Source organism: Candidatus Rokuibacteriota bacterium (assembly GCA_030647435.1).
GTDB lineage: Bacteria > Methylomirabilota > Methylomirabilia > Rokubacteriales > CSP1-6 > AR37.
The window spans coordinates 69776-89888 of record JAUSJX010000098.1 but is presented as its reverse complement, the minus strand read 5'-3'; the positions used below and the strand labels follow the sequence as shown (position 1 = coordinate 89888).

Sequence of the window (20113 nt, the reverse complement as noted above, 5' to 3'; positions counted from 1 at the left end):
CGCGTGGCCACCGCGACCCGGGGGCAGGACCTTCTCTCGTCAGAGTTCCTGACGCAGCTCGAGCGGCTGGCGCTCGTCTCGCGCCGCGCCTTCCGCGGCCGGGCGCGCGGCGAGCGCAAGAGCCAGCGCAAGGGCATGAGCGTCGAGTTCTCCGACTACCGGCAGTACGGCGTCGGTGACGACCTGCGCTACGTCGACTGGAATATCTACGGCCGCCTGGACCGCCTCTATCTCAAGCTCTTCGTCGACGAGGAAGACCTCTGCCTCCACCTCCTCCTCGACGGCTCGAACTCCATGAGCTTCGGCGAGCCGTCCAAGCTCCGCTACGCCGCCCGGCTCGCCGCGGCTCTCGGCTTCGTGGGCCTCGTCAACCTCGAGCGGGTGGGTGTCGCGGTCGTGCGCGACCGCATGGCCGAGGGCTGGAGCCCCACGCGCGGCCGCGGACAGTTCCTCTCGCTCCTCGACTTCGCTGGGAGGCTCCGCGCGGGCGGCCCGACCGGGCTCAGCGAGGGCCTGGCCGCCTACGCGCTCCGCTCGCGCGAGGCGGGCGTGGCCGTGCTGATCTCCGATCTGCTGGATCCGGCGGGCTACGAGCGCGGGCTCAAGGCGCTGCTCGAGCGCCGCTTTGACGTCCACGTGATTCACGTCCTGGCGCCCGAGGAAGTGGATCCGATCCTCGCGGGCGACCTACGGTTGACGGATGCCGAGACGGGCGAGGTGCGCGACCTGACCATGGACGGCGAGGCGATGGGCGACTACCGCCAGAGGCTCGGAGAGTTCCTTGCGCGCGCCGAGAGCTTCTGCCGCGCGAATGAAATCACCTACCATCGCGTCACGACCGACACGCCGGTGGAGGAGATGGTCCTGCGCCAGCTCAAGGGGCTCCTGCTCGCATGAGCTTCCTCTCGCCGCTCGCGCTGCTCGTCGGCGCGCTGTCCCTGCCGCTCCTGCTTCTGTACTTCCTGAAGGTGCGGCGCCGCCAGGCGACCGTGTCGAGCCTTCTCCTCTGGAACCCGGCGCTGCGCGATCGCGAGGCCTCGACCTTCTTCCAGCGGCTGCAGCGCGACCCGCTGCTGATCTTGCAATTGCTGGCGCTGCTCGCCCTGGCTCTGGCTCTTGCGCGCCCCGCGGTGACCGTGATGGGCCACGGCGCCAAGCGCATCGTCGTCGTCCTCGACACCTCCGCCTCGATGAAGGCGACGGATGTCTCGCCGTCGCGCTTCGTCCTCGCCCAGCGCGAGGCCCTCGACCTCGTCAACGGGTTGGGCGCGGGCGCCGAGGTCATGGTCATCGAGGCGGGCGTCCAGCCGCGCGTCCTGGCGCCCTTCGGCCACGACCGGGAGCAAACGCTGGCCGCCATCCGGAACGCGCACGCGCGGGATCTGCCCAACAGGCTCGGCGAGGCCGTCCGCACCGCGCGCGCCCTGGTCGGGCAGGACGCGCGGGCCGAGATCCGCGTCTTCACCGACGGCGCCCATCCGGCCGCGCTCCGCGGCCAGGCCGACGACGTCCGCGTGCGGTGGGTCGGCGTGGGCCAGCGGGGGCGCAACGTCGCCATCACCAGCCTTGCGGTGCGCCGCAACTACATCGGCGCCTTCGACTCGCAGGCCTTCGTGTCGTTCGCCAACTTCTCGGACCAGGCCGAGAGCTTCGGGTTCTCGCTGACGATCGACGGCGACGTGGTGGCCGAGAAGACGCTGACGCTCGACCCGCAGGTGCGGCGCGCCGTCGTGCTGCCCTTTTCCCACGCGGGCGGCGGGGTGCTGCGCGCGCGGCTCAACGTCTCGGACGATCTTTCGGCTGACGACGCAGCCTATGCCGTCATCGCGCCGGCGCGCACGATCCGGGTGCTCCTGGTCAGCCCGGGCAACCTCTTTCTCGAGAAGGAGCTGTCAACCGACCCGCAGGTGAAGCTCGAGGTGCGCAAGCCCGACGCGTACCAGGGCGGCATGGAAGGCTTCGACGTCGTCGTGCTCGACAGCGTCAGCCCGACGCGGATCGGCAGCGGGCGCTTCGTGCTCGTCAACACGTCGCCGCCCGACGTGCCGCTGGAAGTCCTGGGCCGGCTCGAGTCGCCGGTGATCATGGACTGGGACCGGAGCCACCCCATCATGCGCCAGGTGGACTTCGCCAAGGTCGCCATCGAGGACGCGCTGCGCGTGCGGCCGTTGGCGGCCGGCAAGACCCTGGTCGAAGCGGTGGGCGGGCCGATCGTCTATCTGCTCGAGGAGCCGAATCGCAAGGCCGTCTTCTTCGGCTTCGATCTCTTCCGCTCCGACCTGCCGCTGCGCGTTGCCTTCCCGGTCATGATGTCCAGGGCGCTCCGGTGGCTGCACCCGGCCGACCTCGACCAGACCAGCCTCTCGCTCCAGACCGGCCAGCCGATCCTGCTGCCCGTCGAGCACGGCGTCACCACGGCCACGGTCAGGACGCCGTCGGGCCGGAGCGTGCGCGCCCAGGCGACCCGCGGCGTGATCAGCTTCACGGAGACGGACGAGGTCGGCGTCTACACGGTGGCGACCTCGCGCGGAGAGACGAAGATCGCCGTCAACCTCTTCAACCCCGACGAGTCGGAGCTCCATCCCAAGCCGCTGCCGAGCTTTGTGGAGGGCGCACGGCCCGACACGGCGCCCGTGCCCATCGTGCGCGAGCTCTGGCAGTTCGTCGCGGCGCTGGCGGTCCTCCTGCTGGCGCTCGAGGGCTTCCTTTACTGGCGGCGGCAGACGGCGGGCCGGCTCGGCGTGCCCCACAACGTTGGCGATCGATGGGCGCTGGGGCTGCGCTGCGTGCTGGTCGCCTTCGTGCTGCTGGCGTTGGTGAGGCCGACCGTGCCGCGCTGGGTGGACCGTTTGAACGTCGTCTTTCTGCTGGACGTCTCGGACAGCGTGAGCCTGGCGGCCCGCGAGAGCGCGTTCCGCTTCGCGGCACAGTCGGCTGGCGGCGCACGGCCGGGAGACCAGGCGGGCGTCATCGTCTTCGGCGAGGAAGCGGTGGTCGCCCAGCCGCTCAGGCCGGGCGGCAAGATCGACCGGCCGCAGGTGCAGGTCGGCGGGCGCGGCACCAACCTTGCGCAGGCGCTCCAGCTGGCGCTCGCCACGACGCCTCCCGGTCACGCGAACCGCTTCGTGCTTCTCTCCGACGGCCGGCAGAACGCCGGCAACGCGCTCGCGGTGGCGCAGGCCGCGAAGGGCGCGGGCGCCGACATCTGGTACGTGCCCGCCCCGCTGACTTTCAAGCAGGAGGTGGTGGTCGAGTCCATGCTGCTGCCCCGCGAGGTCAAGTTCGGCGAGCCGTTCCAGGCCAAGGTCGTCGCCTGGAGCCGGGCCGAAACACAGGGGCGGCTGTCCATGTTCCGAAACGGCGAGTTCCTGGGCTCGCAGGTCGTCAAGCTCAACGCCGGCAAGAACGTCTTCGCGTACCGCCAGTCGCTCGAGCAGAGCGGGATCCACGTCTACCAGGCCGCGCTCGACGTCGAGGGCGACATCATCGAGGAAAACAACCGGGCAGTCGGGACGGTGGTCGTGCGCGGCCGGCCCCAGGTCCTGCTCGCGGAGAAGGACAAGAGCCAGGCTCAGGCCCTGACGGCCGCGCTCCGCGCCCAGCACATCGACGTAGAGCTGGTCGAGGCCGAGCGCATCCCCAAGGACGCCGCCGGTCTGCAGAAGTACGACGGCATCATCCTCTCCAACGTGTCCTCGCTCAAGATGACGAAGAAACAGATGGAAGGCATCCGCGACTACGTCCGCGAGCAAGGCGGCGGGCTCATCATGCTGGGCGGCGAGGAAAGCTTCGGGCTGGGCGGCTACTACCGCACGCCCATCGAAGAGGCGCTGCCGGTGACGATGGAGGTCAAGCAGAAGGTCGAGATCCCGAGCCTGGCCGTCGTGCTCTCGATCGACCGCTCGGGGTCCATGGCCATGACGACGGACGACAAGGCGACCAAGCTCGACATCGCGAAGGAGGCCTCGCATCTTGTCGTGGACCTGCTCGACGACCGTAACGAGGTCGGCGTCATGAGCTGGGACACCGAGTTCGTCTGGGACTCGCCGATCCGCCCGGCCCGCGACAAGCAGGCCATCCACCATGCCATCGCCACGATCAAGGCGGGGGGCGGCACCGACGGCTACCCGGGGCTCAAGGAGGCCTACCAAATCCTGTACGACCGCCCGGCTCTGCTCAAACACGTCATCTTTCTCTCCGACGGGCAGATGACGCGCGGCGACTTCGCCGGCCTCGTGCGGCGCATGACCAAGGACAAGATCACCGTGTCCACGGTGGCCATCGGCAAGGACGCCGATGTCCAGTTGATGGTGGACATCGCCAAGTGGGGGCGCGGGCGCTTCTACTACACGGACGAGGGCGCGACGGTGCCGCGCATCTTCACCCTCGAGACCCAGCTCGCTTCCAAGGCCTCGCTCGTCGAGCAGCCCTTCAAGGCGTCCGTCGCCTCGCCCGGGCACGAGGCCATACAGGAGATCGACTGGAAGGAGGCGCCGCCCCTCGGCGGCTACGTCGCCACCACGCTCAAGGGCAATGCCGAGATGGTCCTCATGACCCACCAGGAGGACCCGCTGCTGGCCACGTGGCGCTACGGCTTGGGACGCTCTGTGGCCTTCACCTCGGACGCCAAGGGCAAGTGGGGCGTGCTCTGGCTGCGTTGGGGGGGCTTCAACAAGTTCTGGTCTCAGGTGACGCGCTGGACGCTCCGGACCGGCTCGCGCAGCGACACGGTGGCGACGGTCTCGCGCGTGGACGACACGGGCGAGGTGGTGGTGGACGCCATCGATAGCAAGGGCGAGTTCATCAATTTCCTCGACTCCCAGGTCGGCGTGGTGTCGCCCGACAAGCAGCGCACCGTGTTGGAGCTCGAGCAGATCGGGCCCGGCCGGTACCGCGGGCGTTTCCCGGCCCCGCAGGAGGGTGTCTACCTGGTCGGCATGGCGCAGCGCAAGGGCGACCAGATGGTCGGCTCGCAGCTGGCGGGGCTGGTGGTACCCTATGCGCAGGAGTTCCGGGACTTGGGCGTGGACGAGACATTTCTCAGGGAGATCTCGGAACTGACGGGCGGCGGCCCGGTGGGTCAGCCGCGCGACGTCTTCCTGCAGAGCCGCCGGAAGTCCCGTTTCTCGCTGGACCTGTGGCCGTGGCTGCTCGGCGCCGCCGCGATCCTGCTGGTGCCCGACATTGCGCTCAGGCGCGTCGGCCCCGGCGCCTTCGGGCGGGTGATGACACGCCTCAAGACCCTGCGCATGGGACAAGGAGGGCGAGACCGTGACACGAGCCGAACGACCTAGCGCGATCATCCGTATCGCCTGCATCGTGCTGCTCACGGCCGCGCTCCCGTCCGCCGCGTGGGCCCAGACTGCCGGCCCTGGCGCGGCGACGAAGGTCAGGAGCGTGCTCATCCTGCCCTACGCGACCACGGACCTTGCCCGTGATGAGCAGTGGCTGGGGGAGGCCGCGGCGCAGGCGGTCATGAGCGCCTTCCGCCAGGTGCCGGGGATCATCCAGGTGGACCGCGCGCGGCTGAAGATCTTGCCCCAGCCCGAGGCGTGGAACGAGCCCTCCGCGGTGGCGGCGGGTCGCGCCGTGCGCGCCGACGTCACGATCCTTGGGGAAGTGCGCCGTTCGGGCGGCGACCTCGTCATCCTGGGCCGCTGGGTCGAGTTCCACGGCGAGCGCGTGGACCGTGGCCAGCTGGACGCCATCCCCGTCCCCGAGGGCGGACTGCTCGAGCGGCTGCGAAGCCTGCCCACCGCCTATGCGAAGGCGATCAAGATCTCCGCGACGGAGCCCGAGGCGGCGCGCATGCAGAAGTGGGCGGTGGGGACGGTCTCAGCCAAGGCCTGGGAGGCCTACGTGCGCGGGCGCATCGCCGCCTATCGCGGCACCGCGGTCGGCAACGAGGCCGCCGTCGACGCCCTGAGCCGCGCCATCGAAGCGGACCCCCAGTTCGTCCTCGCCCAGTACTCGCGCGCCACGGTGCACCAGACGCTCGGCAACCGCTGGAAGGCGTCGGCGGACTTCCGCGCGTCTGCCCAGATCGACCCGACCTTCCCCGAGTCCTACAAGGGGCTGGGCGATCTCTACCTCACGGCGCCACGGCGGCTCTTCGACGAAGCTGTCGGGGCCTACGAGAAGGCGATTGATCTGCGCCCGTTCTATGCCGAGGCCTATGTCGGGCTCGGCGACGCCAAGGCGGCCAAGGCCGACGTGGACGGCGCCATCGGCGCGTATCAGAAGGCGCTGCTTCACAACCCGCTCTCCGGCAAGGTCTTCGCGAGCCTCGGCAAGATCTACTATTCGGAGAAGGGTCTCTACTACGAGTCGGTGCAGGCCTACAAGAAGGCGGTGGACCTCGACCCGATCAACACCGAGGCGCGGATGGGGCTGGCCGAGGTCTACGAGGACAAGGGCCTCTACCAGGAGGCGATCGGCGAGTACCGGAAGGTCGTGGAGCTCGACGCCAGAAACAGCGGGGCGCTCTACAACCTGGCCTTGGTCTACGAGCGCGTGGACCCGAAGGAGTCGATCGCTCTGTGGGAGCGTTACATCGAGCTGGCGGGTCCGCAGCCCACGGAGAAGGACTGGGTGGACATCGCCAAGCTCCACCTGCGCAAGCTCAAGAGCCAGTTCGACAAGGGAAAGTAGGGTAGGGCCGGACGCGGGTCGCCTGATCTGGCCAGTCCGCGCCTCGCAGCGCCCTCAGATTCCGAGGAGGGATTTGAGCGCGGGCTTGTCGAAGCCGCGGACGACCTGATCGTCCACCAGGATCACCGGCACCGTCATCTGACCCGTCAGCCTCACCAGGTCCTCACGCGCCTGCGGGTCCGCCATCACGTTGATCTCCTCGAAGGGCACGTTCTGAGACGAAAGAAACTCCTTCGCCGCCTTGCAGGGGCCTCACGTGGGGCTCGAGTAGACGACGACGTGGTGCTCGCTCATGGTTCACCCTCCTTGCCTTGAGGCTAGCACGTTCCCCAAGGGCCCGCGAACCTTGACTTGGGAGGCCGGATTCCCTAAGGTGGCTTAGAACATGAGCGATCTCCGCAAAGACCCCACCCGGGGCCATTGGGTGCTGGTGCGGCCCGCGGGCGAGGCGCCTCCCACTGGTGCCGACTGCCCATTCTGTCCCGGCAGCGAGTCCCTCACGCCGCCGGAGATTGCCGCCTACCGCAAGGACGGCTCCACGCCGGACGGGCCCGGCTGGAGCGTGCGCGTCGTGCCCGAAATCGACCCCTACTTCCGCGTCGAGCGCGACGTTGGGCGCGAAGGCGTGGGTCTCTACGACAAGGTCCCTCCGCGTGGGGCAACCGAGCTCATCATCGAGAGCCCCGAGCACGATCTCACGCCGGCGGGGATGGACGAGGCGCGGTGGGAACAGGTCCTCTGGATGTACCGCGACCGCTTGCGAGACCTCAAGAAGGACCCGGCCATCCGCGACATTCTGATCACGCGGCGCTACAAGAAGCCCGGCTCCCGCATCAGCCATCCGTACTCGCGTGTGATCGCCGTGCCCGTCATCTTCGACGACGTGCGTCGCCAGCTCATCCAGTGCCGCGAGTACTACGAGTACAAGCGCCGCTGCGTCTTCTGCGACATCATCCGTCAGGAGGTAGCCGACGGGGAGCGCGTCATCCGCCTGACGCCCCACTTCGTCGCGCTCGTGCCCTATGCGGCCCGCTCGCCCTACGAGGCCTGGATCCTGCCGCGACAGCACGCCTGCGCCTACGAGCAGGCGCTCACACCCGACGCGGTGGCGGACATGGCGGCCTTGCTGCGTGGCCACTTCAGGACGCTGGCCTCGCTCCCGGGCGATCCCTCCTTCGAGATGGTGCTGTACACGGCACCTAACCAGGCGGCTAAGCTCCTGCCCGGGGAGTGGTCCAGCATTGCAGAGGACTACCACTGGCATCTCGAGATCACACCCTCGCCCGATCGCCTCAGCCGGATCGGAGGCATTCACGTTAATGACCTGCCCCCAGAGGAAGCCGCGCGGCAGCTGAGAGAGGCCTGGGTCTGAGCGTCTGACCTGATGGGAGGGCAGGCTGTTTGTCCAAAGGAATCCATGCTTAGGGCTTGACAGGGGCAGGTCCAGGTGCGAGACTACGACCAGAAGAGTCGGAGATAACTTTAGTCGGATATAGGAGGAGCGGGACGGCATGCTGAGGTTCACGAAGCGGGCTGACTACGGGCTCATGGCGATGCACTACATCGCCTCCCACGGAGATGAGGGCGCGGTGAGCGTCAAGCGCATCGCCGAGGAATTCCACATCCCGGGCGAGCTCCTGGCCAAGATCCTTCAGCGCCTCGCCAAGCACCGGCTCATCACGAGCCACAACGGTCCCAAGGGCGGCTATGTACTGACGCGCCGGCCCGAGGCAATCACGGTCGGGCAGGTGGTGCGGGCCCTCGAGGGTCCCATCGAGATCGTCAGCTGCATGACCGATGGCGACGGCTGCCCGCAGTACTCGCGCTGCAACCTTCGCCGGCCGGTCCAGAAAATCCAGGCCAGCATCAGCCGTCTGCTCGACACCATGACGCTGTCCGAGCTCGCTTCGGACGGCTTCGTGCCCGTGGCCGAGCTGGTCACCACGACGTAGGAGAAAGACGATGCCGCCCAAGCTCCCTATCTTCATGGACAGCCAGTCCACGACCCCGATGGATCCCCGGGTGCTCGAGGCCATGCTGCCCTACTTCACCGAGAAGTTCGGCCACCCGGCGAGCCGCAACCACCCGTTTGGATGGGAGGCCGAGGCCGGCGTGGACAAGGGGCGCGAGCAGATCGCCGCGCTCTTAGGTGCCCGCGACCCCAAGGAGATCGTCTTCACCTCGGGCGGGACCGAGTCCATCAACCTTGCCCTCAAGGGCGTGGCTGAGATGTACCGCGAGAAGGGCAACCACATCCTGACCACGGCCATCGAGCAGCGCGCGAGCCTCGACGTCTGCAAGCGGCTCGAGCGCCAGGGTTTCGAGGTCACGTACCTGCCCGTGGGGCCTGAGGGGCTGGTGGACCTCGGCGCGCTACGCGCGGCGCTGACTGACAAGACCATCCTGATCTCGGTCATGTTCGCCAACAACGAGATCGGGACGATCCAGCCCATTGCCGAGATCGGCAGGCTGGCCAAGGAGCGCGGCATTGTCTTCCACACCGACGCGACCCAGGCGGCGGGGAAGGTGCCGGTCAACGTCGAGGCCATGGGCATCGACCTGCTGTCGGCTACGGCCCACCTGATGTACGGGCCCAAGGGCGTGGGCTGCCTCTACGTCCGCCGCAAAAATCCGCGCGTGCGGATCGCCCCCATGATGGATGGCGGCGGCCACGAGCGGGGCATGCGCTCCGGCACGGTGCCGGTGCCGCTGGTTGTCGGGTTCGGGAGGGCGGCCGAGATCTGTCGTGAGGTGATGGGCGAGGAGGGCAAGCGCCTCGGCGCCCTGCGCGATCGCCTTCAGGACTTGATCCTCTCCAAGGTGGACGAGGCCTACGTCAACGGCCCCCCGCAGCACCGGCTGCCGCACAACCTGAACATCTCCTTCGCCTACGTCGAGGGAGAGTCGGTGCTGATGGGGCTCAACAAGGAGTCGGCGCTGTCCTCGGGATCTGCCTGCACCTCGTCGACTCTCGAGCCCTCGTACGTGATTGCGGCGCTGGGGGTGGACTCGGAGCTGGCCCATTCCTCGATCAGGTTCGGGTTGCACCGCTTCTCGACCGAGGAGGAGGTCGACTACGTCGGCCGCCGGATGGTGGAGGTTGTGCACCGGCTGCGGGAGATGTCGCCGTTGTACGAGCTCGCGAAGGAAGGCGTGGACCTCAAAACGATCCAGTGGAAGGGCGAGTAATGGTGCCCTACGGCGCCCAGGAGGCATAGACCCATGGCCTACAGCGACAAGGTGGTGGACCACTACAACAACCCGCGTAACGTCGGGTCCTTCGGCAAGGACACGCCGGGCGTGGGCACGGGGCTCGTGGGCGCGCCGGAGTGCGGCGACGTCATGAAGCTCCAGATCAAGGTCAATATCGAGACCGGGGTGATCGAGGATGCCAAGTTCAAGACGTTCGGCTGCGGCAGCGCCATCGCCTCGTCGAGCCTGGCGACCGAGTGGCTCAAGGGCCGGACGGTGGACGACGCGGCCAAGATCAAGAACACGGACATCGTCAACGAGCTCAAGCTGCCCCCGGTGAAGATTCACTGCTCGGTCCTGGCCGAGGACGCCATCAAGGCCGCGCTCCAGGACTACAAGGAAAAGTGGACGGCGGCGGAGACGCACGCCCCGGGTGGCGCATCTTAAGGACAGGGAGGTCAAGGACCGATGGCACTGGCACTAACGGAGACGGCGACTAAGCACGTCAAGAAGATCCTGGAGGAGCAGAAGCTCCAGGGCGTGTTCCTGCGCATGGGCGTGAAGGGCGGGGGCTGCTCGGGGCTGTCGTACTCGCTCGAGTTCGACTCCGAGCTCGGGCCGCACGACAAGAAGTTCGACGTGGACGGGGTGACCGTGGTCTGCGACGCCAAGAGTTATCTCTACCTGAACGGCACCACGCTTGACTACGTCACCGAGGGGCTGCAGGGGGGCTTCACGTTCATCAACCCCCAGGCCAAGTCGAGCTGCGGCTGCGGGACGTCTTTTACGGCATAGGGTTGGGCACGGCATAGGACCGGGCCGTGCGATAGCCGGGGCGCCGAACGGACGAACAACGATGAGATCCTGAACGGGCCCCGGCGGGCCCGTTCTCATTTTGCGGAGACTTCTGGATTCGAGGAAATGATGTCCGATTACTTCGAGGTGTTCGGGCTGCCGCGCAAGCTCCAGGTCGACCTGGAAGCCCTGCAGCGCCGGTTCTATGAGCTGTCGCGCCGGCACCACCCCGACTTCCACCAAGGGGCGGACGCTCTAGCGCAGGCGCAGGCGCTCGAGGCCTCGGCGCTCGTCAACCGCGCGTACCGCGCGCTCCGCGATCCGGTGGCGCGCGTCGAGTACCTGATCGCGCTCGAAGAGGGACGCGAGGTGCGGGAGGAGACGACCGCGAAGCCCAAGGCGCCGATGGATCTTCTCGCGGAGATGCTCGAGGTGCAGGAAGCGCTGGAGGAGGCCAAGTCCGGCGGGTTGACGGAGGAGACGACCGGCCGCCTGCGCGCCGAGAGGCAGCGGTTCGAGGACCGTCGCCGGGGCGAAGAGGCCGCGTTGATCGCGGCCGCGACGGAGTGGGACGCGGCCGTGGACGCAGGTCAGGACCGCGCGCCCCTGCTCGCGCGCTTCAAGCAGCGCCTGGCCGCCCGCGCCTACCTCGGTACCGTGATCGACGATCTCACCCGGGCGCTTGGAGAGGATGAAGGGAGCCATGTCGCGCATCGTCGGCATTGACCTCGGGACGACCAACAGCCTCGTCGCCTACGTGGACGGGGCCGGCGTCCCGCGGGTCATCCCGGACGCGCAGGGGCGGAGGCTTCTGCCCTCGATCGTCGCGTACACGCCGGCCGGGGTCGTGGTCGGTGAGGCGGCGCGGCGCCAGCTCGCCCGCAATCCCGCCCGCACGGTCTATTCCGTCAAGCGGTTCATGGGACGCGGTTGGGACGACGTTCGGGACGAGGCACGCCACGTGCCCTTCGAGATCGTCCCGAGCGCGGAAGTGGTCCGGATCCGCGCGGGCGACCGCGAGGTGACGCCGCCCGAGGTCTCGGCCCAGATCCTCCGCGCGCTCAAGCTCCAGGCCGCGGCCCACCTGGGCGAGCAGGTCGAGCGGGCCGTGATCACGGTGCCGGCCTATTTCAACGACGCCCAGCGCCAGGCGACCAAGGACGCCGGCCGCATCGCCGGGCTCGAGGTGCTGCGCATCGTCAACGAGCCGACGGCCGCGTCGCTCGCCTATGGGCTCCAAAAGCTCGCACAGGGGGTCATCGCCGTCTACGACCTGGGCGGCGGCACCTTCGACATCTCCATCCTTCGCGTCAAGGACGGCGTCTTCGAGGTCCTCGCCACAAACGGCAACACGCATCTCGGCGGCGACGACTTCGACCGCGCGGTGGTCCAGTGGCTGCTCGAGGACATCCGGGCGGCGCACGGCGAGGATCTGTCGAAGGATCCCGAGGCGCTGCAGGAGCTGAGACTCGGCGCCGAGGCCGCCAAGTGCCGGCTCTCGTCCGAGGAGCGGACCGCGCTCACCATCCCGTTCGATCGTTTCACCTACCGGCGCGAGATCACGCGCGGCGAGCTCGAAGGGCTGATCGGCTCTCTCGTGGGCGCCACGCTCGGCCCCTGCCGCATGGCGCTCAAGGACGCGGGCCTCGCGGCCGATGCCATCGATGAGATCGTGCTGGTCGGCGGCTCGACCCGCGTGCCGCTGGTGCGGCAGCGCGTGCGCGAGCTCTTCGGCAAGACTCCCCACAGCCAGCTCAACCCGGACGAGGTCGTCGCGCTGGGCGCGGCGGTCCAGGCCCAAATCCTGGCCGGCGGCATCACGGACATGCTGCTGCTCGACGTGACGCCGCTGTCCCTCGGGATCGAGACGCTCGGCGGCATCGTCAGCGTGCTGATCCCGCGCAACACGACCATCCCCACGGCGGCCAAGGAATACTTCACCACCTCGGTGGACGGCCAGACGGCGGTGGACATGCACGTGCTACAGGGGGAGCGGGAGCTGGCCAAGGACAACCGGTCGCTGGCGCGCTTCGACCTCTCCGGCGTGGATCCGATGCCCGCGGGAATGCCCAAGATCGAGGTGACCTTCCTGATCGACGCCAACGGCATCCTGCAGGTCCAGGCCAAGGAGCTCCGGAGCGGCAAGGCGGCGTCCATCGAGGTCAAGCCGGCCTACGGCCTGAGCGAGGCGCAGGTGGCGCAGATGGTGGAGGACTCCTTCACGCACGCCGAGGCGGACGTCAACGCGCGGCTCCTGATCGAGACCAAGACCGAGGCCGAGACCGTGATGAACCACGTGAGGCGGGCGCTCACGCAGGGCGGCCACCTGGTCAATCCCCAGGAGCTGCGCAGGATCGCCGCCGCCGTCGACGCCCTGCGGGCCGTCGAGTGCGGGACCGACCGCGATGCCATCCGGGAGCGGACGATCGATCTCAACAAGGCGACGGAGCCGCTGGCCGAGGCCATGATGGACGCCGCCATCCGGGGAGCGGTCACCTCGAAGCGTGCGGACCAGATCCTGGAGCAGAAGTGATGGCGGCCCACAAGGTCACGTTCCTGCCACTCAACGTCACGGTCGAGGCGGACGATGCGAAGTACCCGCTGGCCGACCACGGCAGGCCGGGCTCGCTGCTCGACATCGCGCTGGCCAACGGCGTCCGCCTCGAGCACAACTGCGGCGGCAGCTGCGCCTGCACCACCTGCCACGTCATCGTGCGCGAGGGGGAGCAGAACCTCTCGCCCATGGAGCAGGACGAGGAGGACCGCCTCGATACGGCGGAAGGGCTCACGCTCCACTCGCGGCTCGGCTGTCAGGCGATCGTGCGCGGCGATGTCGTCGTGGAGATTCCGAAGTAATGGAGGTCGGGATGACGTGGAAGGACGCGGAGGACATCGCGCTGGCCCTCATGGAAGCGTATCCGGACGTGGACCCGTTGACGGTGCGTTTCATGGATCTCCACAAGTGGGTGGTCGCGCTGCCGGGCTTCAGCGACGATCCGAAGGGCTCCAACGAAGGGATTCTGGAGAAGATCCAGATGAAGTGGCACGAAGAGTCCCAGGACAGGTAGCTACCAGGTGACGACGTGATCGCTTTCGAAGATCAGGTCGAGCAGGGTATTGTAGTCGAGGTCGGGGCCGAGGCGTTTGACCGCGGCGCCGGCGGGCAGGGCTGCGTGCGCCCCGTCGAGCAGCACGACGGTCACGCGGGCGCCCGGCTCTCGCAGGTTCCGCTCGATCACGGCGCCGGTGACGGGCGGCGAGTCACCCTTGACGAGATGGAGGAAGCTTGCCATCAGAACACGAGGAAGCGCTTGGCCTTGGCAACGAGTCTGGCGATGCCGTCCGGCGTGATGGTTGCCACCGGATGCCCGTCGGCGTTCCAGGACGGGTCCGCCGGCGGGGCGCCCTCCTCGACCTGGAAGGGGACGGCGAGCTTCTTGAGCGCGGCGCGGAACTTGGCGATGTCGTCGCCGTCCACGAGGTCGTCCGTGTTCTCGTCGAGGAGGTGGACGGCCGGTCCGGCCAGGACGATGTCGACGGGCGTTTCGCCGGCGACGATGCCGAGCGCGATGCGCATGGCCTCGTTCGCGCGGTGGGAGGCACGGGGATCTTCGGAGATCAGGACGAGGACCGACTGCCGCTCGGCCACGCTAGTTGAGCGCGAGGAATCGGTCGGTGGCGTTGACGATGTCCGCCAGCACGACGAGGCCGCAGTTGGTCGCCTTGTCCGACAGGGGCTGGCGCCGCTTCTGACAGCCGTACGCGCAGACGAAGAGCTTGGCGCCTCGATCGGCCAAGGCCTGCACCCGCGGGTCTTCGACGCCGGCGACGCCGTCGTCGATCAGGTAGAGGTACACCTCGGCGCCGCGGTCGAGCGCCGCGCGGCCGAGCCCGACGGCCGTGTCGAGATTTGGATGCTCGGGCGCCGTCGATACCATGAGACCAAGCTTGCGCTTCGTCAGCTCCATGACGGGGCCGAGCGTAGCACCCAGAGAGAGGAGCGTCAATGAACCGCCGAGTCTATCTCGATCATAACGCGTCGACGCCGGTGCACCCCGAGGTGCTCCAGGCCATGCTGCCGTACTTCAGCGAGCGCTTCGGCAATCCCTCGAGCGTCCACGGCTTCGGGCGCGAGGCGCGCGACGGCATGGAGACGGCCCGCGAGCAGATCGCGGACTTCCTCAAGGTGTCCAAGGACGAGATCGTCTTCACCTCGGGCGGCACGGAGTCCGACAACCTCGGCATCAAGGGGCTGGCCGCCGCGCGGGGCTCGGGTCACATCATCGCCTCGCAGATCGAGCATCACGCGGTGCTTCGAACCGTCCAAACCCTTGAAGAGCAGGGCTTCACTGCGACGTACCTGCCGGTGGACGGCGACGGTATGGTCAACCCCGACGACCTTAAGAAGGCCCTGCGGGCCGACACGATCCTCGTGTCGCTGATGGGCGCCAACTCCGAGGTCGGCACGCTCCAGCCGATCCGCGAGATAGGCCGCATCACGCGCGAGGCGGGCGTGCCGCTCCACGTGGACGGCGTCCAGACGTTCGGCAAGGTGCCGATCGACGTGGGCGCTTTCGGCATAGACCTGCTCTCCTTCTCCGGGCACAAGATCTACGGTCCGAAGGGAGTAGCCGGCCTCTTCATCCGTAAAGGCACCAAGATGGCCTCGATCCAGCATGGCGGCGAGCACGAGCGGCGCCGGCGGGCCGGCACGGAGAACGTGGCGGGCATCGTGGGCCTGGGCAAGGCCGTCGAGATCCGCAACCGCGACATGGCGGTGGAGGGCGCCCGCCTGACCGCGCTGCGCGACCGGCTGTGGGAGGGTGTGCGGGCCGGCGTGGCGGAGGTGCGTCTCAACGGGCACCCGACGGAGCGGCTTCCGGGCACGTGCAACATGTGCTTCCACAATATCGAATCCGAATCCGTAGTCTTGGGCCTCGACCTCAAGGGCATCGGAGTCTCGGCCGGCTCCGCGTGCACTTCGGGCAATGTCGAGCCGTCCTACGTTCTCGTGGCCATGGGGCTGCCGCTCGATTGGGCCATGGGTTCCGTGCGCTGCTCGCTCGGGCGCGGCACGACGGCGGAGGACATCGAGTACGTCATCGAGAGCGTGGTGCCGCTGGTGGGCAAGCTCAAAGCCCAGTCGCCGGTAGCGGGCTCGGCCAGGGCCTAGTGCGTTACAGCGACACGCTCATCGACCACTTCCGCAACCCGCGGAACGCGGGCATGATGCGTGAGCCCGATGGGGTGGGCGAAGGCGAGTTCACCCAATGCATGGACTTGGCGCGCTTCTACCTCCGCGTGCGCGACGGACGCGTCGAGGAGGCGCGCTTCCAGGCCTACGGCTGCGGGCCGACGCTGGCTGCGTGCAGCGCGGGCACGGAGGTGGCGGTGGGGACTGCGCTCGAGGCGCTGGCGGAGATCGAGGAAGGGCGCATCGAGGCGGCGGTGGACGGCCTGCCTCCCGAGCGCCGGCACGCGGCGGAGGTCGTGGCCTTGGCCCTCCGCGCGGCGGCACGAGACGCGATGACGAGGCGCGGGGTACACTAGGAGCCGTCATGTTCGACCGGATGCGACGGGATGTCCGGACGGTGAGGGAGCGGGACCCCGCGGCGCGCTCCGCCCTCGAGGTCGTCCTCTGCTACCCGGGCGTGCACGCGATCTGGCTCCACCGCGTCGCTCACGCGGTCTGGGGCGCGGGCTGGCTGACCCTGGCCCGCTGGGTGTCTCATGCGAGCCGCTTCATGACGGGCATCGAGATCCACCCGGCCGCGCGCCTCGGGCCGGGGCTCTTCATCGATCACGGCATGGGCGTCGTCATCGGCGAGACGACCGAGGTCGGCGAGAACGTGACGCTGCTCCAGGGTGTCACGCTCGGCGGTACGAGCCTCAAGCGCGAGAAGCGCCACCCGACGCTCGGCGACAACGTGGTCGTCGGGGCCGGCGCCAAGATCCTCGGCGGCTTCACCATCGGCAGCGGGAGCCGGATCGGCGCCGGGTCGGTGGTGGTGCGCGAGGTGCCGCCGAACTCCGTGGTCGTGGGCGTGCCGGGCCGGGTGACGTTCCGGGACGGGGAGCGGGTCGGCGGCATCGACCTCAACCAGACCGACCTGCCCGACCCCGTGGCGCGCGCGCTCGAGCAGCTCGTGGACAGGATCCGCGACCTCGAGGGCGAGGTCGAGTCGCTCAAGAAATCACTCAAGGAGGCGTCAGGGACGTGATCCCCAAGGACACCATGACGGTCACGGAGGCGTCGACGTATCTCTCCATGGATGCCGAGACGCTCAAGCGTATGGCGGCCGAACGGCGCATCCCGGCGCTCGAGCACGACGGCCAGTGGGTGTTTTCCAAGAAGTCGATCGACAAATGGCGGACCCGCTCGCAGTCCTGATGGACCGTGACCGCGCCTGGGTCCTGCTGACGGAGTTCACCCAGTCCGACAGCCTCCGCAAGCACGCGCTGGCCGTCGAGGCCGCCATGCGGGCCTACGCGGCGCGCTACGGCCAGGACCCCGAGACGTGGGGCGCGGCCGGCATGCTCCACGATTTCGACTACGAGATGCACCCGATCGCGCCGCAGCATCCCATGAAGGGCGCCGAGATCCTGCTGGCGCGAGGCGTGCCGGCCGGCATCGTCCACGCGGTCCTTGCCCACGCCGACTACTCGGGCTACCCGCGGGTCTCCCTTCTCGACCGCGGGCTGTACGCCTGCGACGAGCTCTCGGGCTTCATCACCGCCTGCGCGCTGGTACGTCCCGGGCGCGCCATCGCGGGGCTCGAGCCGGGCTCGGTCAAGAAGAAGCTCAAGGACAAGGGCTTCGCGCGCACCGTCAACCGCCAGGACGTTTACCGCGGCGCCGAGGAGCTGGGCGTGGACCTCGATGACCATGTCGGCTTCGTCATCGGCGCGCTCACCGCCGTCGCTCCCAGCATCGGCCTCGCAGGCTCCGCCCCGTAGCCCTGCCGTGGACCAGGGCGCCGCGCCCCGAACGATCATCCATGTCGACATGGACGCGTTCTACGCGTCCGTCGAGCAGCGCGATCGGCCCGAGACCCGCGGCCGCCCCGTCATCGTCGGCGCCGACCCCCGGGGCCGCGGCGTGGTGTCCGCCGCCTCCTACGAGGCGCGGCGCTTCGGCGTCCACTCCGCCATGCCCATCGGTCGCGCCTTCCGCCTCTGTCCCGAGGGCGTCTTCCTCCCGGTGGACATGGACAAGTACGCGGGCGTCTCGCGCGAGATCATGGCCGTTCTCGCCGGCTTCACGCCGCTGATCGAGCCGCTGTCCATCGACGAGGCCTTCCTCGACGTCACCGCGAGCCGCGCGCTCCACGGCGATGGCGCGGTCATCGCGCGTGAGATCAAGGCGCAGATCAGGGCGCGCGTGAGCCTCCAGGCCTCCGTGGGCGTGGCGTCGAACAAGTTCATCGCCAAGGTCGCCTCCGATCTGCGCAAGCCCGACGGCCTCGTCGTGGTCGAGCCCGGCAGTGAGGCGGAGTTCCTGGCGCCGCTGCCGGTCTTCCGGCTCTGGGGCGTGGGCAGGGTGACGGGCGCGGAGCTCGAGGCCATGGGCATCCGCACCATCGGCCAGCTCGCGCTGACGCCGGCCGCCAACCTCGGAGCCCGCTTCGGCAAGCACGGCCCCGGTCTGCTGGCGCTGGCCCGCGGTCTCGACGACCGCGCCGTCGAGCCCGACGCGCAGCCCAAGTCGATGGGCGCCGAGGAGACCTTCGAGCGCGACACCCGCGACGTGGAGCTCCTGCGGGCGACCCTGCGCGGGCAGAGCGAGCGGGTCGCGCGAGAGCTCCGGGCCGAGGGTTATGCGGGCCGGACGGTGACGCTCAAGCTTCGCTTCGCGGACTTCTCCTCCATCACCCGCGCCCACACGGACGATCCGACGCAGGACGGCCTTGCCATCTTCCGCCGGGCGGACGCCCTCTTCGGCCGCGTGAGGTTGGCGCAAGCCGTGAGGCTCATCGGCCTGTCGGTGTCCGGACTGGGGCTTGCTGGCGAGGGGCAGCTCTCGCTTCTCGAGCCTGACGCACTGCGTAGGGAGCGCTTGGCCCGGGCGGTAGACCGTCTCGCGGCGCGCTTCGGCGAGACGGCCGTGCGGCCGGCGAGCCTGATGGGCCGTCGGCGGCGGGGGCGGGGGGAGACGCCTGACGGGCAAGGCCGTTGACTTTGCCCGGGTCGGTTCCTATACTCGCCTCACTTTTCCACCGCTCCGCGCACCCGCGTACGCAGGACGCACACAGCCCGCGAATCGAGGAGGCTCGCTCATGAGACTCAAGACGCTCGGCATCGCACTGCTCGCCGTCGCATTCGCCGCCGGGCCGGCGCAGGCACAAGGCCGGGCCCCCGGCGTCACCGACACCGAGGTCACGATCGGGCTGACCACCCCGCTGTCGGGTCCCGCGGCCGCCTGGGGCAACACTGCCGTCGCCATGGAAGCGTGGACCCGCTACCTCAACGACCAGGGCGGCATCAACGGCCGGAAGATCAAGGTCGAGCTGAAGGACGACGGCTACAACCCGGGCCGCGCCGTCGCCAATCTCAAGGAGATGAAGGACTCGGTGTTCATGAACCTGGGGCTTCTCGGCTCCGCCGTGCTGAACGCCGCCAAGGACGATGTCGCCGAGTACAAGCTCCTGACGATCAACCCCTACGGCGACGTCGCCATCTGGGCGAAGCAGCCGAAGGCCAAGCTCCGCTACGTGTTCGTGAACTACCCCGACTACGGCGACGAGGCCGAGTTCCTCGTCAAGCAATCGGTCGAGCGCCTGGGCGCCAAGAAGGTCGCCGTGTTCTACCAGAACGACGACTACGGCAAAGGCGGGCTCGAAGGCGTCAACCGGGCCATCAAGGGGCTCGGCGGCAAGGGCAGCCTCGCGGGCGCCGTGCCGTACGAGGTGACGGACCGGGAGCTCGGCACGCACGCGCTCAAGCTCAAGGAGTCGGGCGCCGACGCCGTCATCATCTACTCGACGATCACCCACGGCGCCAACATCGTCAAGGAGATGGCCAAGGCGGGCTACCGGCCGAAGATCCTCGCGTCCTTCCCGCTCGGCGACTACACGATCATGTACAAGCTCCTGGGCGAGCTGTGGGAGGGCGCGTACTTCGCGGGCCTGAACGTCGCGGCCCCCGAGCCGGCGGGCAAGGCCATCGTGGACATCCTGACCAAGTACGAGCCGAAGCTCGTCGGCAAGGAGAACACGGCGCTGTCCGGCGCGGTGGCGATCATCATCGCGGTGGAAGGGCTCAAGAAGGCGGGACGCAACCTCACGCGCGAGGGGTACGTCGAGGCGATGGAGAGCATCAAGGGCTTCACGACCATGGGTCTCACGGCGCCCGTCACCTTCGGCCCGAACCAGCACCACGGACTCAACGCCGTGCGGCTCCTGCGCGCCAACAAGGCCGCCGACAACTCGTACGTGGAAGTGCTTCCGTGGCAGGTCTTCAAGCCTCTGTTCTAGTG

Annotated in this window: 22 protein-coding genes and 1 pseudogene; 19 read left to right on the top strand and 4 right to left on the bottom strand. The window is 68.7% G+C overall.

The genetic code is table 11. The annotated features are described in order from the left end of the window. Positions 1-3: 3 nt before the first annotated feature. The 3 genes from Q7W02_18065 to Q7W02_18055 are packed head-to-tail and all read left to right on the top strand — an operon-like array spanning position 4 to position 6651. Complete coding sequence (locus tag Q7W02_18065; protein MDO8478069.1) at positions 4-897, top strand: DUF58 domain-containing protein; 894 nt, start codon at positions 4-6, stop codon at positions 895-897. After that, positions 894-5294, top strand: a complete 4401-nt coding sequence (locus Q7W02_18060) for a VWA domain-containing protein (GenBank protein ID MDO8478068.1) — start codon at positions 894-896, stop codon at positions 5292-5294. The genes Q7W02_18065 and Q7W02_18060 overlap by 4 nt, the downstream gene beginning before the upstream one ends. Further along, complete coding sequence (locus tag Q7W02_18055; protein MDO8478067.1) at positions 5272-6651, top strand: tetratricopeptide repeat protein; 1380 nt, start codon at positions 5272-5274, stop codon at positions 6649-6651. Before Q7W02_18060 ends, Q7W02_18055 begins: the two co-directional genes overlap by 23 nt. Positions 6652-6705: 54 nt before the next feature. Here Q7W02_18055 and Q7W02_18050 read toward each other — a convergent pair. Continuing rightward, a pseudogene (locus Q7W02_18050) lies at positions 6706-6888 on the bottom strand (glutaredoxin domain-containing protein). 148 nt (positions 6889-7036) lie between these two features. On the opposite strand from Q7W02_18050, the gene Q7W02_18045 reads away from it, so the two are divergent. The 9 genes from Q7W02_18045 to iscX all read left to right on the top strand — a co-directional run bounded on the left by Q7W02_18045 (position 7037) and on the right by iscX (position 13706). Next, on the top strand, positions 7037-8023 hold the full coding sequence (locus Q7W02_18045) for a galactose-1-phosphate uridylyltransferase (protein MDO8478066.1): 987 nt from the start codon (positions 7037-7039) through the stop codon (positions 8021-8023). Positions 8024-8162: 139 nt separating this feature from the next. Further along, a complete protein-coding gene (locus tag Q7W02_18040) occupies positions 8163-8603 on the top strand; it encodes an Rrf2 family transcriptional regulator (GenBank protein ID MDO8478065.1) in 441 nt (146 codons plus the stop codon). A gap of 10 nt (positions 8604-8613) precedes the next feature. Continuing rightward, positions 8614-9840: an IscS subfamily cysteine desulfurase gene (locus tag Q7W02_18035; protein MDO8478064.1), complete on the top strand. Its 1227-nt coding sequence runs from the start codon at positions 8614-8616 to the stop codon at positions 9838-9840. Between the two features lie 33 nt (positions 9841-9873). Continuing rightward, the gene (iscU, locus tag Q7W02_18030) at positions 9874-10290 is read left to right on the top strand and encodes a Fe-S cluster assembly scaffold IscU (GenBank protein MDO8478063.1); all 417 of its coding nucleotides are present in this window, start codon (positions 9874-9876) and stop codon (positions 10288-10290) included. Positions 10291-10311: 21 nt separating this feature from the next. Next, positions 10312-10638, top strand: a complete 327-nt coding sequence (locus tag Q7W02_18025) for an iron-sulfur cluster assembly accessory protein (GenBank protein ID MDO8478062.1) — start codon at positions 10312-10314, stop codon at positions 10636-10638. Positions 10639-10767: 129 nt separating this feature from the next. After that, complete coding sequence (gene hscB / locus Q7W02_18020; GenBank protein ID MDO8478061.1) at positions 10768-11364, top strand: Fe-S protein assembly co-chaperone HscB; 597 nt, start codon at positions 10768-10770, stop codon at positions 11362-11364. Then, positions 11342-13171 (top strand): Fe-S protein assembly chaperone HscA, encoded by a 1830-nt coding sequence (hscA, locus tag Q7W02_18015; GenBank protein MDO8478060.1) that lies wholly within the window; start codon positions 11342-11344, stop codon positions 13169-13171. The genes hscB and hscA overlap by 23 nt, the downstream gene beginning before the upstream one ends. Next, positions 13171-13494, top strand: coding sequence for a 2Fe-2S iron-sulfur cluster-binding protein (locus tag Q7W02_18010; protein MDO8478059.1), 324 nt, complete (start codon positions 13171-13173; stop codon positions 13492-13494). The genes hscA and Q7W02_18010 overlap by 1 nt, the downstream gene beginning before the upstream one ends. Next, the gene (gene iscX, locus Q7W02_18005) at positions 13494-13706 is read left to right on the top strand and encodes a Fe-S cluster assembly protein IscX (GenBank protein MDO8478058.1); all 213 of its coding nucleotides are present in this window, start codon (positions 13494-13496) and stop codon (positions 13704-13706) included. The genes Q7W02_18010 and iscX overlap by 1 nt, the downstream gene beginning before the upstream one ends. On the opposite strand, the gene Q7W02_18000 is transcribed toward iscX, so the two are convergent. The 3 genes from Q7W02_18000 to Q7W02_17990 are packed head-to-tail and all read right to left on the bottom strand — an operon-like array spanning position 13707 to position 14645. Next, positions 13707-13931, bottom strand: a complete 225-nt coding sequence (locus Q7W02_18000) for a hypothetical protein (protein ID MDO8478057.1) — start codon at positions 13929-13931, stop codon at positions 13707-13709. It abuts the gene before it with no gap. Next, complete coding sequence (locus tag Q7W02_17995; protein MDO8478056.1) at positions 13931-14287, bottom strand: hypothetical protein; 357 nt, start codon at positions 14285-14287, stop codon at positions 13931-13933. The genes Q7W02_18000 and Q7W02_17995 overlap by 1 nt, the downstream gene beginning before the upstream one ends. Before the next feature lies 1 nt (position 14288). Then, complete coding sequence (locus Q7W02_17990; GenBank protein MDO8478055.1) at positions 14289-14645, bottom strand: DsrE family protein; 357 nt, start codon at positions 14643-14645, stop codon at positions 14289-14291. Between Q7W02_17990 and Q7W02_17985 the strand changes: the two genes are divergently transcribed. The 7 genes from Q7W02_17985 (at position 14645) to Q7W02_17955 (ending at position 20111) form a co-directional block, all read left to right on the top strand. Next, positions 14645-15811, top strand: coding sequence for a cysteine desulfurase family protein (locus tag Q7W02_17985; protein MDO8478054.1), 1167 nt, complete (start codon positions 14645-14647; stop codon positions 15809-15811). The two genes, Q7W02_17990 and Q7W02_17985, sit on opposite strands and share 1 nt — an antisense overlap. Further along, the gene (locus Q7W02_17980) at positions 15811-16188 is read left to right on the top strand and encodes an iron-sulfur cluster assembly scaffold protein (protein MDO8478053.1); all 378 of its coding nucleotides are present in this window, start codon (positions 15811-15813) and stop codon (positions 16186-16188) included. The genes Q7W02_17985 and Q7W02_17980 overlap by 1 nt, the downstream gene beginning before the upstream one ends. Before the next feature lie 8 nt (positions 16189-16196). Then, a complete protein-coding gene (cysE, locus tag Q7W02_17975) occupies positions 16197-16859 on the top strand; it encodes a serine O-acetyltransferase (protein MDO8478052.1) in 663 nt (220 codons plus the stop codon). Then, entirely contained in the window at positions 16856-17029 is a 174-nt protein-coding gene (locus Q7W02_17970; protein ID MDO8478051.1) for a helix-turn-helix domain-containing protein, read from the top strand. Before cysE ends, Q7W02_17970 begins: the two co-directional genes overlap by 4 nt. Next, positions 17005-17595 carry an HDIG domain-containing protein gene (locus Q7W02_17965; protein MDO8478050.1) on the top strand — a complete coding sequence of 197 codons (591 nt, stop codon included), beginning with the start codon at positions 17005-17007 and terminating at the stop codon, positions 17593-17595. Before Q7W02_17970 ends, Q7W02_17965 begins: the two co-directional genes overlap by 25 nt. A gap of 7 nt (positions 17596-17602) precedes the next feature. After that, positions 17603-18814, top strand: coding sequence for a DNA polymerase IV (gene dinB / locus Q7W02_17960; GenBank protein ID MDO8478049.1), 1212 nt, complete (start codon positions 17603-17605; stop codon positions 18812-18814). 100 nt (positions 18815-18914) lie between these two features. After that, positions 18915-20111: an ABC transporter substrate-binding protein gene (locus tag Q7W02_17955; protein MDO8478048.1), complete on the top strand. Its 1197-nt coding sequence runs from the start codon at positions 18915-18917 to the stop codon at positions 20109-20111. The last annotated feature ends 2 nt before the right edge of the window (positions 20112-20113 follow it).

Coding starts and splice junctions, on each gene's coding strand:
- Q7W02_18025 (MDO8478062.1), top strand. CDS start 10,312: ATGGCACTGGCACTAACGGAGACGGCGACTAAGCACGTCAAGAAGATC.
- Q7W02_18060 (MDO8478068.1), top strand. CDS start 894: ATGAGCTTCCTCTCGCCGCTCGCGCTGCTCGTCGGCGCGCTGTCCCTG.
- iscX (MDO8478058.1), top strand. CDS start 13,494: ATGGAGGTCGGGATGACGTGGAAGGACGCGGAGGACATCGCGCTGGCC.
- Q7W02_18010 (MDO8478059.1), top strand. CDS start 13,171: ATGGCGGCCCACAAGGTCACGTTCCTGCCACTCAACGTCACGGTCGAG.
- Q7W02_17985 (MDO8478054.1), top strand. CDS start 14,645: ATGAACCGCCGAGTCTATCTCGATCATAACGCGTCGACGCCGGTGCAC.
- hscB (MDO8478061.1), top strand. CDS start 10,768: ATGTCCGATTACTTCGAGGTGTTCGGGCTGCCGCGCAAGCTCCAGGTC.
- Q7W02_17955 (MDO8478048.1), top strand. CDS start 18,915: ATGAGACTCAAGACGCTCGGCATCGCACTGCTCGCCGTCGCATTCGCC.
- iscU (MDO8478063.1), top strand. CDS start 9,874: ATGGCCTACAGCGACAAGGTGGTGGACCACTACAACAACCCGCGTAAC.
- Q7W02_18035 (MDO8478064.1), top strand. CDS start 8,614: ATGCCGCCCAAGCTCCCTATCTTCATGGACAGCCAGTCCACGACCCCG.
- Q7W02_17965 (MDO8478050.1), top strand. CDS start 17,005: ATGGCGGACCCGCTCGCAGTCCTGATGGACCGTGACCGCGCCTGGGTC.
- cysE (MDO8478052.1), top strand. CDS start 16,197: ATGTTCGACCGGATGCGACGGGATGTCCGGACGGTGAGGGAGCGGGAC.
- Q7W02_18045 (MDO8478066.1), top strand. CDS start 7,037: ATGAGCGATCTCCGCAAAGACCCCACCCGGGGCCATTGGGTGCTGGTG.
- hscA (MDO8478060.1), top strand. CDS start 11,342: ATGTCGCGCATCGTCGGCATTGACCTCGGGACGACCAACAGCCTCGTC.
- Q7W02_18040 (MDO8478065.1), top strand. CDS start 8,163: ATGCTGAGGTTCACGAAGCGGGCTGACTACGGGCTCATGGCGATGCAC.
- Q7W02_18000 (MDO8478057.1), bottom strand. CDS start 13,931: ATGGCAAGCTTCCTCCATCTCGTCAAGGGTGACTCGCCGCCCGTCACC.